Below are 11,794 nucleotides of genomic sequence, written 5' to 3'. Positions count from 1 at the left end.
TTGGACTGGTGTCGATACTGGATACGATCACTCGGCTTAGCCGTATGACCTGAACCGCCGTATACGGAACCGTACGTACGGTGGTGTGAGAGGACGGAGGCCGCGAGGCCTCCTCCTACTCGATTTGCCTGTGGTATTTACCGGCACACCCGTGTCGACTCTCACCAGATCACTCAAATACCTGGAGATCCAAGGCAGGCGAGGGAACCTTTAGCCTAGTTCATCCGCATCTATTTTTATGCATCGCTTTGTAAGTTATTGCTTACACGCCATGTAGGTGATTGGAGGAGGTTGCTGCTCGCCAATGGCGGGTTGAATGTTGAGATTATCTGTAACTACTTGATAGTTAATGATTTTATTTTTGTCGTTGTGGCGATTTCAGCGATCGAGACGCTGTTTGGCCAACTTGCTCCGTACCCATGGATCGCTAATATCACCCTTGCGTACAGGATGTACGCGGGTTGATACGGAAATCGACCAGGGACATCGCCGGATGCGATTCATCAGGATGATGAGCAAGGACTACAGGGAATAGGGACAAAAGAGTGGGCGGGTATCCCCCGCCCCTTTTTTCGTCCAGAGAAAAGCAAAAGACCCGCAGATGCGGGTCTTTTTGATTGGGACGCTGAGGGGGATCAGGGATCAGCGTTCCAGGTGTTCCAGCTTGCCTTTGACGCCGTCCCATTCTTCGGCATCGGGCAAGGCGTCCTTCTTCTCGGTGATGTTCGGCCAGACTTCGGCCAGATCACGGTTCAGCTCGATGAACTCCTGCATGTCCTCGGGCACTTCATCCTCGGAGAAGATGGCCTGTGCCGGGCATTCGGGCTCGCAGAGCGCGCAGTCGATGCACTCATCCGGGTGAATGACCAGGAAGTTCGGGCCTTCGTAGAAGCAGTCCACCGGACAGACTTCCACACAGTCGGTGTATTTGCATTTGATGCAGTTGTCGGTGACGACGAAGGTCATTTCAATTCTTCTCCTCAAGCGGCGGCTCGGAAGCCTTCTATGTCCGGCTTCTCGGCTCTGGAGCTCACGGCGCCGGGCAGGCTGATTCCCGGGTGTCTTCCAGAGCGCGCGGGATTCTAACAGCTTGTGCGGTTAAGGGGTTAGAGGCGCGACTTCAGTGTATATAACAGCTCCAGTGCCTGCCTTGGGGTCAGGTCGTCCGGTTTGACCTTCGCCAGATCGTCCAGCACCGGGTGTGGCAGGCTGGCGAACAGATCGCTCTGCATGGGCGCACTCGGTTGTCCGGAGTTCTGGCGTGGCGCTTCATGGGGCAGGCTGGTGGTCTCCAGGCGCGCCAGGTGCTCGCGGGCACGCTGGATCACGCCACCCGGCACCCCGGCCAGTTGCGCCACTGCCAGGCCGTAGCTCTGGCTCGCCGGACCTGGCAGCACGTGGTGCAGGAAGACGATGCGCTCGTTGTGCTCGGTCGCGTTCAGGTGGACGTTGGCGACCACAGGCTCGCTTTCCGGCAGAACCGTCAGCTCGAAGTAGTGGGTGGCGAACAGGGTGAAAGCGCGCAGGCGGGCCAGGTGTTCCGCCGCAGCCCAGGCCAGTGACAGGCCGTCGAAGGTGCTGGTGCCGCGTCCCACCTCGTCCATCAGCACTAGGCTGCTGGCACTGGCGTTGTGCAGGATGTTGGCGGTTTCGCTCATTTCCACCATGAAGGTGGAGCGGCCGCCGGCCAGGTCGTCGCTGGAACCGATGCGGGTGAAGATGCGGTCCACCAGCGACAGCTCGCAGCTGGCTGCTGGAACGAAGCAGCCGATGTGGGCGAGCAGCACGATGAGCGCGGTCTGGCGCATGTAGGTCGACTTACCGCCCATGTTCGGGCCGGTGATGATCAGCATGCGGGTGGCGTCATCCAGGGCCAGGTCGTTGGCCACGAAGGGCGTGTCCAGCACCTGTTCCACCACCGGGTGGCGACCCTGGTTGATGCGCATGCAGGGCTCATCGACGAAGCGCGGACGGTTGAGGTCGAGATTCAGCGCGCGTTCAGCGAAGTTGCTCAGTACGTCCAGTTCGGCGAGGGCCGCAGCGGTGTCCTGTAGGGGGGCCAATTGCTCGATCAGCAGTTCGAGCAATTCGTCATAGAGCATCTTTTCCCGCGCCAGGGCGCGGCTCTTGGCGGAAAGCGCCTTGTCTTCGAAGGCTTTCAGCTCAGGTGTGATGAAGCGTTCGGCGCCCTTGAGGGTCTGGCGACGGATGTAGTCCGCCGGTGCCTGTTCGGCCTGCACACGGGGCAGTTCGATGTAGTAGCCGTGGATGCGGTTGTAGCCGACCTTGAGGTTGGGCAGGCCGGTGCGTGCCTTCTCCCGGGTTTCCAGGTCCATCAGGTACTGACCGGCGTTCTCGCTGAGCGCCTGGAGTTCGTCCAGCTCGGCGTCGTAGCCGGTCTTGATCACCCCACCGTCGCGGATTACCGCCGGCGGGTTGTCGATGATGGCGCGCGCCAGCAGGTCGGCCAGTTCCGGATAGGTACGGATGCTGCCTGCCAGTTCCTGCAGGTGGGGCACATCCAGCTCGGTCATCGCGCCTTGCAGCTGCGGCAGGGCGGCGAGGGCGTCACGCAGGCGGGCGAGATCGCGCGGACGGGCGTTGCGCAGGCCGATGCGGGCGAGGATGCGCTCGACGTCGCCGATTTCCTTCAATTGCGGTTGCAGGCCTTCGAAGCGGTAGCGATCCAGCAGGCAGTCGATGGCGTCCTGGCGGGCCTCGAGTACGGCGCGGTCACGCAGCGGGCGGTTCAGCCAGCGGCTGAGCAGGCGGCTGCCCATGGCGGTCTGGCAGCGGTCGATCACCGATTGCAGGGTGTTGTCGCGCCCACCGGACAGGTTCACGTCCAGTTCCAGGTTGCGGCGGCTGGCGGCGTCGAGGATGACGGTGTCGTCGATGCGCTCGTGGCGCAGGCTGCGCAGGTGGGGCAGGGCGGTGCGCTGGGTTTCCTTGGCGTAGGCCAGGAGGCAGCCGGCGGCGCCGATGGCCAGCGTCAGGGTTTCGCAGCCGAAGCCCTTAAGATCTTGCACGCCGAATTGCTGGCAGAGGCTCTTCTTCGCTGAGTCGCGATCGAAATCCCAGGGGGCGCGACGGCGTACGCCGCGGCGTTTTTCTGCGGGCAGGCCCTGCGGCCAGTCGTCAGGGATCAGCAGTTCGGCCGGGTTGAGGCGTTCCAGTTCGGCCAGCAGGTTTTCCCAGCCCTTGATCTCCTGCACGCTGAAACGACCGCTGGTGATGTCCAGCACTGCCAGACCGAACAGGCGTTCGTCACCCAGCACCGCGGCCAGCAGGTTGTCGCGACGCTCGTCCAGCAGCGCTTCGTCGCTGACTGTGCCGGGGGTGATGATACGGACGACCTGCCGCTCCACCGGGCCCTTGCTGGTGGCCGGATCACCGATCTGCTCACAGATCACCACGGATTCGCCGAGTTTCACCAGTTTGGCCAGGTAGCCTTCCACCGAATGGAAGGGGATACCGGCCATGGGAATCGACTTGCCCGCGGACTGTCCGCGCGCGGTCAGAGTGATGTCGAGGAGCTTGGCGGCTTTCTTGGCATCCTCGTAGAAGATCTCGTAGAAGTCGCCCATGCGGTAGAACATCAGCTGGTCCGGATGCTGATTCTTCAGCTTCCAGTACTGCTGCATCATGGGTGTGTGTTCGCTGAGATCGTTCTGACTCATTGGCTGGCCTTGCATGCAAAAGGCGCTAGTGTACGGTATCCCGTTGGCCCGCTTTAACCCCGGAGTGAACATGTCCATTACCGAAGATGAACTGACTTCGCTGGCCGCGTGGCTGGGCGAGCAACTGAAGGCGCGTGGTGAGTCGGTGAGTACTGCCGAGTCGTGCACCGGCGGCGGCATCGCCGAGGCGATTACCCGCATTCCCGGCAGTTCGGCCTGGTTCGAGGCGGGCTTCGTCACCTATTCGAATGAGCAGAAGACCTCGCAACTGGCGGTGCCTGCCGAGCTGTTCCCGCGGGTGGGGGCGGTCAGCCGTGAAGTGGTCGAGGCGATGGTGCGCGGTGCCCAGTTGCGCAGCGGGGCACGTTTCGCCGTGGCGGTCAGTGGCGTCGCCGGACCCGATGGCGGCTCCCCGGAGAAGCCCGTCGGCACTGTCTGGCTGGCTTGGGGCAACGGGAAGGAAGTGGAAGCCGTGCGCCGCCAGTTCCCCGGTGATCGCCTGTCCGTGCGCCGGCAGACAGTGGTGGAGGCACTCCAGGGGCTGATCCGACTAGCTGCAGGAGAAAAAGCCGTCCAGGGGTAGGCGAGCGACTTGCCCTATGGAATAATACTGGCTACTTATACAGTTGTTGGTGGCCGCCAGGCCCTCTTGAGTTTAGTGAGGACTTCAATGGACGAGAACAAGAAGCGCGCCTTGGCTGCTGCCCTGGGCCAGATCGAGAAGCAGTTCGGCAAGGGGGCGGTCATGCGCATGGGCGACCACGACCGCCAGGCCATCCCGGCCATTTCCACCGGTTCCCTGGGCCTGGACATCGCGCTTGGCATCGGTGGTCTGCCGAAAGGCCGTATCGTCGAGATCTACGGTCCCGAATCCTCCGGCAAGACCACCCTGACCCTCTCCGTCATTGCAGAAGCCCAGAAGCTGGGTGCTACCTGTGCCTTCGTCGACGCCGAACATGCCCTGGACCCGGATTACGCCGGCAAGCTCGGCGTGAACGTGGACGACCTGCTGGTTTCCCAGCCGGACACCGGCGAACAGGCCCTGGAAATCACTGACATGCTGGTGCGCTCCAACGCTGTTGACGTGATCATCGTCGACTCCGTTGCGGCCCTGGTGCCCAAGGCCGAAATCGAAGGCGAGATGGGCGACTCCCACGTCGGCCTGCAGGCGCGCCTGATGTCCCAGGCCCTGCGCAAGATCACCGGTAACATCAAGAATGCCAACTGCCTGGTCATCTTCATCAACCAGATCCGCATGAAGATCGGCGTGATGTTCGGCAACCCCGAAACCACCACCGGCGGTAACGCCCTGAAGTTCTACGCTTCCGTGCGTCTCGACATCCGTCGCACCGGCGCGGTGAAGGAAGGCGAGGAAGTCGTGGGCAGCGAAACCCGCGTCAAGGTGGTGAAGAACAAGGTGGCCCCGCCGTTCCGTCAAGCCGAGTTCCAGATCATGTACGGCAAGGGCATCTACCGCACCGGCGAAATCATCGACCTGGGCGTACAGCTGGGTCTGGTGGAGAAATCCGGTGCCTGGTACAGCTACCAGGGCAACAAGATCGGCCAGGGCAAGGCCAACGCCGCCAAGTACCTGGAAGACAATCCGGAAGTCGCCAGCGCCATCGAGAAGATCATTCGCGAGAAGCTGCTGGTTGGCGCCTCTGCCAACAAGTCGACCGCTTCGGTCGATGACCTGGCTGACGTAGACCTCTGACCCTCCCATGCCCGTCGTGCTCGACAGCCCAGCCGCCGTGCGGCGGGCTGCCATGGACCTGCTGGCGCAGCGCGAACACGGGCGAGTCGAGCTGACGCGCAAGCTGCGTCAGCGCGGCGCACCTCCCGAGTTGATCGACAGTGCCCTCGACCGTTTGACGGAAGAGGGCCTGCTCTCCGAATCCCGCTACCTCGAAAGCTTCATCGCCAGCCGCGCCCGTGGCGGCTATGGGCCTCAGCGTATCCGCGAAGAACTGGCCCAGCGTGGCTTGCCGCGTGGTGACATCGACCAGGCCCTGCGCGAAGCTGATATCGACTGGGGCGAGCAGTTGCGCGAAGTCTGGCGCCGCAAGTTCAATCGCCAACCCCAGGACGCCCGAGAGCGCGCCCAGCAGGGTCGATTCCTCGCCTACCGTGGTTACTCCATGGAGATGATCAGCCGTCTCCTGCGCGGTAATACCGACGACTGAATAATCACGCGCGCAGCCTCGAGCCATGCGCGGACGCACATGGCTGATAGCTGGATGGGCTTGAGTTCGTCTGACTGATCAGGCCTTGTCGGCCCAGTGCTGCGGCAGGTTGATGAAGTCGATGAGTTCACGCAGGCGGCCATGGTCGCGACCGTTGAAGCGGAATGCCAGGCGGATCAGCTCGCTGAACTCCGGTTCGTCCTTCTCCGACTCCGAATTGGCTTGCTGGCAGAAGTCGTCTTCCAGGCAGAGGTCGGCGAACTGTTCCTGAACCTGTCCGAGGGCCTTCTCGCTGAGGGGGTGATTCATGCGAATCACGAAGCTGTTCTTCAACCAGCGGCTGGAGTGGTAGTTGCGGTAGAACTGCGCGATCTCGGCGGCCGCTTCGTCGGCACTGCGTACCAGACGCATCAGGTTCATGTCGCTGGCCAGGATGTAGCGGTTGCGCTCCAGTTGCTCGTGGAGGAAGCCAATGGCGTCTTCCCAGTAGCTGCCGTCAGGCTCGTCCAGCAACACCACCGGTACCACCGGGCTCTTGCCGGTCTGGATCAGGGTCAGTACTTCCAGTGCCTCGTCCAGGGTGCCGAAACCACCCGGGCAGAGTACCAGTGCATCGGCTTCCTTCACGAAGAACAGCTTGCGCACGAAGAAGAAGTGGAACGACAGCAGGTGCTCGGTGCCACTCACCGTCGTATTGGCATGCTGTTCGAAGGGCAGGGTGATGTTCAGGCCAAGGCTGTTCTCCAGGCCGGCGCCTTCGTGGGCCGCAGCCATGATGCCGCCGCCGGCGCCGGTGATCACCATCAGGTCGCGCTTGGCGAGCTCTGCTCCCAGTTGGCGGGCAAGGGCATAGATCGGGTGACCTTCCGGGGTGCGGGCCGAGCCGAATACCGTGACCTTGCGGCGCCGCTTGAACTGCTCCAGCACGCTGAAGGCGTGCTCCATTTCGCGCAGGGTCTGCAGCATGATCTTGGCGTCCCAGCGATTGCGGTCGGCCTGGGCCATGCGCACCACGGTGATCAGCATCTCGCGATAGAGTGCGAGGTTGGGGCTGTCGCTGGGAACGGTGAGGTTGATCAGCTCGTCGACCTTCTGGGTCAGGTCGATTCCGCTGGTCTGGAAGTGCCGGGAGAGAAAGTCGTCCGGATCATAGGGCATAGCGTTCTCCTTGCTCATCAACATCTCTGAGCAGCACTACGGGCCGAGTCCGGAATCCGGGCGACCCGGTCGAGCCGCTCAATTACAGCTTGCGGCAGGGGCTGGATCTTTTCCAGTACACCGCTGCCTGAATGAACCGCGGCAAGCTGTCCGGATTAGTGTGGAGTGAGCGTAGGCCGCGGACTTCAGGGAGAAAGGAGAGCGTGGCGCTCCTGGAGAGAAGCGCCGCCAAGGCGATCAGTTGGGCCTGGCCTTGAGGCCGCAATCCTGGGCGCTGAAGCGCTCGGACGTCACCGGGCGATTGGTCTTGTATTCGCTGAACTCGTAGCGCAGGCCGGCGCCACGCGCCAGCAGCTGGCGGTAGCCGGTATTACGGCAGACGCTGGCGCCCAGTTGTGTGCGCACGGCGTCGGGGTTGGCGCGCATCTGCGCTGCATGGGACTCGCGCACGCTGAGGTGATTCACCAGCTCGTTTCCTTCGACCGTGTAGCCTTGGTCGAGGATGTCCTCGTTGATCGCGCGGGGCGTGCCGACGCTGCTCTCCTTGGCAACTTTCTCGAGCATCTTGCCGAGTTCGTAGTCCTTGAGCGATGCGGCCTGAGCGAAGAAGGGCAGGGTCGCGCAGACGGCGATGGCGGTGAGGCGCAGCATGTGTATCTCCTAACGAAAAGTAGCTGTTTGACCAGCGCGGCAATTGTGCGTTCGCAGGCCGTGCTTGTCGCGTGAAAAATCAGCGCACGGCGTCTCTGGTAGAATCGCGCGATCCTTCTTGCCATCCCGATTCCGCCCGCTGCCTTTCGGTCTGCGAGGGCGGCCAGCCGTTGTATTGGAACCCGTTTCGATGAGTCACGCCGTCTTCCGCCTGCGCGCCGAATGCCTTGCACGCAGCACCCGCCCCTTCGTCGCCCGTGGATCGCGCGCGCCGCGCTGTCCGGAATGCCGGGTCGCCTTCGACTACTGCTTCTGTGCCTGGCGGCCCAAGGTGCCGGTGCGTTCCGGCGTGTGCCTGATGATGTACTACTCCGAGCCGATGAAACCGAGCAACACCGGCTGGCTGATCGCGGATCTCGTGCCCGACACCTGGGCGTTCGGCTGGTCGCGTACCGAGGTGGACGAGGCGCTGCTCGCCTTGCTGGAAGACCCGCAGTGGCAACCCTATCTGGTGTTTCCTGGTGAGTACGCAGCGCCCGAGCGCGTGGTGGACAGCGTCGAGGTGGCGGAGGGCAAGCGGCCCTTGTTCATCCTGCTCGATGCCACCTGGACCGAAGCACGCAAGATGTTTCGCAAGAGCCCCTACCTGGACCGCTTCCCGGTCCTCAGCCTGACGCCGGAGCAGATTTCCCGCTATCGGTTGCGTCGCAGGAAGAACGAAGAGCACCTGTGCACGGCGGAGGTCGGGGCGCTGTGCCTGGAACTGGCAGGTGACGAAGAGGCCGGCGGCGCGCTGAACGCCTACCTGGACGTATTCACCGAACGCTACCTGGGCGCCAAGCGGGCTCTACCTCTGGACGAGGCGAGCCCGGCGCACGAAGCGCTCAGCCGCTATCTCTGATTAGGCTTCGGCCTTGGCCAGTGCCGCCTGCGGCTCGTGTTTCTGCGGCCAGAGCTGGGCCACCAGCATGCCCGCGAACATCAGGGCACAGCCCATGTAGCCACGCGCGTGCAGGGATTCATCCAGCAGCAGGGCACCGGCGATGGCGGCGAACACCGCTTCCAGCGAGAGGATGATGGCGGCGTGGGAAGCGATGGCGTGACGCTGCGCCACCACCTGCAGGGTGTAGCCGATGGCGACGGCAATGACGCCGCCATAGAGGATGGCCGGGCCGGCCTGGATGATGGCGCCGACGCTGATTTCCTCGAACACGACGGCCAGCACCAGGCTGACCACTGCACAGACCCCGAACTGCAGGATGGACAGGCGGATCGGGTCATAGCGGCTGGCGAAATAACCCACCAGCAGTACATGCACGCCCCAGACGCAGGCGCCGGCCAGTTGCAGCCAGTCGCCGGATGCGACGTGGAAACCTTCACCCACGCTGAGCAGGAACATGCCCACCACCGCCAGGCTGGCGCCGAGCCAGGTGCCCATGCCGGTGCGATGGCCGAGGAAAAGGCCGAGCAGCGGCACTATGATGACGTATAGTCCGGTGATGAAGCCGGAGTTGGTGACGGTGGTGAACAACAGGCCTACCTGCTGCAGGTTGATCCCCAGCGACAGGGCCAGGCCCATGAGCAGCCCGCCCAGCAGCATGCCGCGGTTCAGTGGCTGCTTCACGGCCGGCCGGGGCAGGATCAGCAGCAGCGGCAGGAGGATGAGGGCACCAAGGCTGAAGCGCAGACCGGTATAGAGGAAGGGGCCGACAGCGTCCATCCCCAGTCGCTGGGCGACGAAGGCCGCGCCCCAGATGGCGGCGGTGATCAGCATCAGGATATCGGCGCGCAGAGCTTGGCTTCGCATGGTATTTCTCGACGGGAAAAGCCGAGAACTTTGCCGTAAAGCGTTCGACTTGACCACCCCGTCCCGCCTCGGCATGCTGAGCGCCGCTTTGCGGCCCGCCCGTATCAAGCTTCGGGTCTGGCCAGCGTATCCCGTCGTGCCGAAATGCCTTTCCACACCCCGGAAAGGCGTGTCTGGGCCCATCACAAAAAGGACATGCCCATGGCCTCATACGAAATTCTCATCGCCGATGACCACCCGCTGTTCCGCAGTGCCCTGCAGCAAGCCCTGACCCTGGGCCTGGGGCCTGAGGTGCGGCTGGTGGAAGCGGCGAGCATTGCCGAGCTCGAGACCCGCCTGGCCGAGCGCGCCGACTGGGACCTTGTCCTTCTCGATCTGAACATGCCCGGCGCCTACGGCTTCTCCGGCCTGGTGCTGCTGCGCGGTCAGTATCCGCAGATTCCGGTGGTGATGATCTCTGCCCAGGAAGAAGCCTCGGTGGTCGCCCGTTCCCGTGAGTTCGGTGCCAGTGGCTTCATTCCCAAGTCCAGCCCGCTGGAAGTGATCCAGAACGCGGTACGTGCGGTGCTCGACGGTGATACCTGGTGGCCGCCGCAGCTGGAAGAAGCACAGGCCCTTTCCGATGAAGCCAAGGCTGCCAGCGAGGGACTCGCCAGCCTCACGCCCCAGCAGTTCCGTGTGCTGACCATGGTCTGTGAGGGCCTGCTGAACAAGCAGATCGCCTTCGAACTGAACGTCTCGGAAGCCACGGTGAAGGCCCACGTGACCGCCATCTTCCGCAAGCTCAACGTGCGCACCCGCACCCAGGCCGCGCTGCTGCTGCAACAGATGGAGTCGATTCCCTCGTCCTGACACCGGGCTTTTCACGCAATTTTGAAGCGCGTTGCGCTAGGCTGCGCGCTCCTTTCAACAGCCCTTTCTCTTTATGTCGCCATTCAAAGGCCAGACCGGCCTCAAACGCATTCTCAACGCCGCTGGTTATTCCCTCGACGGGCTGCGTACCGCCTTCACCGGCGAGGCCGCCTTCCGCCAGTTGGTGCTGCTCAACGTGGTCCTGATCCCGCTGTCGTTCTTCCTCGATGTCAGTCGTGGCGAGCGCGCGCTGATGATCGGCGTCTGCCTGCTGGCGCTGATCGTCGAACTGCTGAATTCGGCGGTGGAAGCGGCCATCGACCGCATTTCCCTCGAACGCCATCCGCTGTCGAAAAACGCCAAGGACATGGGCAGCGCCGCGCAATTCATCGCGCTGACCCTGGTCACGGTGGTCTGGGCGACCATTCTCCTGGGCTGATATTCAGGCAATCGGCGGCAGCACGATCTCGTCACTGCGCTTCACTCCGGCGGTCAGTGCCCGGCACTGATCGAGGAATTCGCGCATGGCTGCCGTCTGGTACTTCTGCCGGTGCCAGATGAAGTAGAACTGTCGGCGCAGGTCGATTCCGGGCGTTTCCACCGGCACCAGGCTGCCGCGACGGAAGGCGTCGCGCAGGGCCAGCCGCGAGATGCAGCTGATGCCGAGGCCCGACTCCACGGCGCGCTTGATCGCTTCGGTGTGCTCCAGTTCGAGGCGGACGTTCAGCGGGGTAGGGTGGTGGCGCATGGCCTGGTCGAAGGTCAGGCGGGTGCCCGAGCCCTTTTCCCGTAGAATCCACGCCTCGCGGCTCAGCTCCGCCAGGCTCGCTTGGCTCCTGGCAGCCAGCGGGTGCTGTGGTGCGCAGAACACCACCAGCTCATCCTCCACCCAGGGCAGCACTTCGATATCCGGGTGCTGGCAATCGCCTTCGATTAGACCCAGATCAAGCTCATAGAGGGCGATCTGCTGGACGATATTCGCCGTGTTCTGCACATGCAGGCTCACCTGGCATTCCGGATGCGCCTGCATGAAGGAGCCGATGAGCAGGGTGGCCAGGTAGTTGCCTACCGTGAGGGTGGCGCCAACGTCGAGGGAGCCAAAACCGGTCTTGCCATTGAGCAGGTCCTCGATCTCGCGGGCCTGGTCCAGCAGGGCTACCGCCTGGGGCAGCAACTGGCGGCCCAGGGCGTTGAGGCTGAGGCGCTTGCCGGCGCGGTCGAACAGTTGGCAGCCCGACTGCCGCTCAAGCTCCGTCACGGAAGTGCTGGCGGCCGACTGCGACAGGGAAAGCTGCTGGGCAGCGCGGGAAACGCTCTCCTGCTGGGCGACGGCGACGAATACCTGGAGCTGACGGAGGGTAAATCGCATATCTATATAACCGATAACCTATATCTTGATAATCCAGTTAACAGATATTGTGGTGGTCATTACAATGTCGCGCAATTGCGCCCCTTCCTGTGCG

General features: G+C 63.1%; 12 protein-coding genes. 6 read left to right on the top strand and 6 right to left on the bottom strand.

Features of this window, described 5'->3' with window-relative positions; translation table 11 throughout:
* Window positions 1-642: 642 nt before the first annotated feature.
* Window positions 643-966 carry a ferredoxin FdxA gene (fdxA, locus tag ACFW0B_RS21095; protein ID WP_449150940.1) on the bottom strand — a complete coding sequence of 108 codons (324 nt, stop codon included), beginning with the start codon at window positions 964-966 and terminating at the stop codon, window positions 643-645.
* Window positions 967-1,106: 140 nt separating this feature from the next.
* Window positions 1,107-3,680 (bottom strand): DNA mismatch repair protein MutS, encoded by a 2,574-nt coding sequence (mutS, locus tag ACFW0B_RS21090; RefSeq protein ID WP_449150939.1) that lies wholly within the window; start codon window positions 3,678-3,680, stop codon window positions 1,107-1,109.
* Between the two features lie 70 nt (window positions 3,681-3,750).
* Between mutS and ACFW0B_RS21085 the strand changes: the two genes are divergently transcribed.
* The 3 genes from ACFW0B_RS21085 (at window position 3,751) to recX (ending at window position 5,863) form a co-directional block, all read left to right on the top strand.
* Window positions 3,751-4,263: a CinA family protein gene (locus ACFW0B_RS21085; RefSeq protein WP_449150938.1), complete on the top strand. Its 513-nt coding sequence runs from the start codon at window positions 3,751-3,753 to the stop codon at window positions 4,261-4,263.
* 87 nt (window positions 4,264-4,350) lie between these two features.
* Entirely contained in the window at window positions 4,351-5,394 is a 1,044-nt protein-coding gene (gene recA / locus ACFW0B_RS21080; protein ID WP_449150937.1) for a recombinase RecA, read from the top strand.
* A gap of 7 nt (window positions 5,395-5,401) precedes the next feature.
* Complete coding sequence (gene recX, locus ACFW0B_RS21075; protein ID WP_449150936.1) at window positions 5,402-5,863, top strand: recombination regulator RecX; 462 nt, start codon at window positions 5,402-5,404, stop codon at window positions 5,861-5,863.
* Between the two features lie 78 nt (window positions 5,864-5,941).
* Here recX and ACFW0B_RS21070 read toward each other — a convergent pair whose 3' ends face one another.
* On the bottom strand, window positions 5,942-7,021 hold the full coding sequence (locus ACFW0B_RS21070; protein ID WP_449150935.1) for an LOG family protein: 1,080 nt from the start codon (window positions 7,019-7,021) through the stop codon (window positions 5,942-5,944).
* A gap of 237 nt (window positions 7,022-7,258) precedes the next feature.
* On the bottom strand, window positions 7,259-7,672 hold the full coding sequence (locus tag ACFW0B_RS21065) for a quorum-sensing-regulated virulence factor family protein (RefSeq protein ID WP_449150934.1): 414 nt from the start codon (window positions 7,670-7,672) through the stop codon (window positions 7,259-7,261).
* 190 nt (window positions 7,673-7,862) lie between these two features.
* On the opposite strand from ACFW0B_RS21065, the gene ACFW0B_RS21060 reads away from it, so the two are divergent.
* Window positions 7,863-8,573, top strand: coding sequence for a tRNA-uridine aminocarboxypropyltransferase (locus ACFW0B_RS21060; RefSeq protein WP_449150933.1), 711 nt, complete (start codon window positions 7,863-7,865; stop codon window positions 8,571-8,573).
* Here the strand turns inward: ACFW0B_RS21060 and ACFW0B_RS21055 are convergent, their stop codons facing one another.
* Complete coding sequence (locus ACFW0B_RS21055; RefSeq protein WP_449150932.1) at window positions 8,574-9,554, bottom strand: DMT family transporter; 981 nt, start codon at window positions 9,552-9,554, stop codon at window positions 8,574-8,576.
* Between the two features lie 126 nt (window positions 9,555-9,680).
* On the opposite strand from ACFW0B_RS21055, the gene erdR reads away from it, so the two are divergent.
* Window positions 9,681-10,331, top strand: a complete 651-nt coding sequence (gene erdR / locus ACFW0B_RS21050) for a response regulator transcription factor ErdR (RefSeq protein WP_449150931.1) — start codon at window positions 9,681-9,683, stop codon at window positions 10,329-10,331.
* Between the two features lie 73 nt (window positions 10,332-10,404).
* A complete protein-coding gene (locus tag ACFW0B_RS21045; RefSeq protein WP_449150930.1) occupies window positions 10,405-10,770 on the top strand; it encodes a diacylglycerol kinase in 366 nt (121 codons plus the stop codon).
* 3 nt (window positions 10,771-10,773) lie between these two features.
* Here ACFW0B_RS21045 and ACFW0B_RS21040 read toward each other — a convergent pair whose 3' ends face one another.
* Window positions 10,774-11,700, bottom strand: a complete 927-nt coding sequence (locus tag ACFW0B_RS21040; RefSeq protein WP_449150929.1) for a LysR family transcriptional regulator — start codon at window positions 11,698-11,700, stop codon at window positions 10,774-10,776.
* Window positions 11,701-11,794: the final 94 nt, after the last annotated feature.

Origin of the sequence: Metapseudomonas phytobenefica (assembly GCF_043392685.1) — a bacterium.
Taxonomy (GTDB): Bacteria; Pseudomonadota; Gammaproteobacteria; order Pseudomonadales; family Pseudomonadaceae; genus Metapseudomonas.
Note: the sequence above shows the minus strand (reverse complement) of the source record. Positions and strands in the feature narration are given on the sequence as shown.

What these genes read in the sequence shown, in the direction of transcription:
- fdxA (WP_449150940.1), bottom strand. Translation starts at nt 966, where the DNA reads ATGACCTTCGTCGTCACCGACAACTGCATCAAATGCAAATACACCGAC.
- mutS (WP_449150939.1), bottom strand. Translation starts at nt 3,680, where the DNA reads ATGAGTCAGAACGATCTCAGCGAACACACACCCATGATGCAGCAGTAC.
- ACFW0B_RS21085 (WP_449150938.1), top strand. Translation starts at nt 3,751, where the DNA reads ATGTCCATTACCGAAGATGAACTGACTTCGCTGGCCGCGTGGCTGGGC.
- recA (WP_449150937.1), top strand. Translation starts at nt 4,351, where the DNA reads ATGGACGAGAACAAGAAGCGCGCCTTGGCTGCTGCCCTGGGCCAGATC.
- recX (WP_449150936.1), top strand. Translation starts at nt 5,402, where the DNA reads ATGCCCGTCGTGCTCGACAGCCCAGCCGCCGTGCGGCGGGCTGCCATG.
- ACFW0B_RS21070 (WP_449150935.1), bottom strand. Translation starts at nt 7,021, where the DNA reads ATGCCCTATGATCCGGACGACTTTCTCTCCCGGCACTTCCAGACCAGC.
- ACFW0B_RS21065 (WP_449150934.1), bottom strand. Translation starts at nt 7,672, where the DNA reads ATGCTGCGCCTCACCGCCATCGCCGTCTGCGCGACCCTGCCCTTCTTC.
- ACFW0B_RS21060 (WP_449150933.1), top strand. Translation starts at nt 7,863, where the DNA reads ATGAGTCACGCCGTCTTCCGCCTGCGCGCCGAATGCCTTGCACGCAGC.
- ACFW0B_RS21055 (WP_449150932.1), bottom strand. Translation starts at nt 9,554, where the DNA reads ATGCCGAGGCGGGACGGGGTGGTCAAGTCGAACGCTTTACGGCAAAGT.
- erdR (WP_449150931.1), top strand. Translation starts at nt 9,681, where the DNA reads ATGGCCTCATACGAAATTCTCATCGCCGATGACCACCCGCTGTTCCGC.
- ACFW0B_RS21045 (WP_449150930.1), top strand. Translation starts at nt 10,405, where the DNA reads ATGTCGCCATTCAAAGGCCAGACCGGCCTCAAACGCATTCTCAACGCC.
- ACFW0B_RS21040 (WP_449150929.1), bottom strand. Translation starts at nt 11,700, where the DNA reads ATGCGATTTACCCTCCGTCAGCTCCAGGTATTCGTCGCCGTCGCCCAG.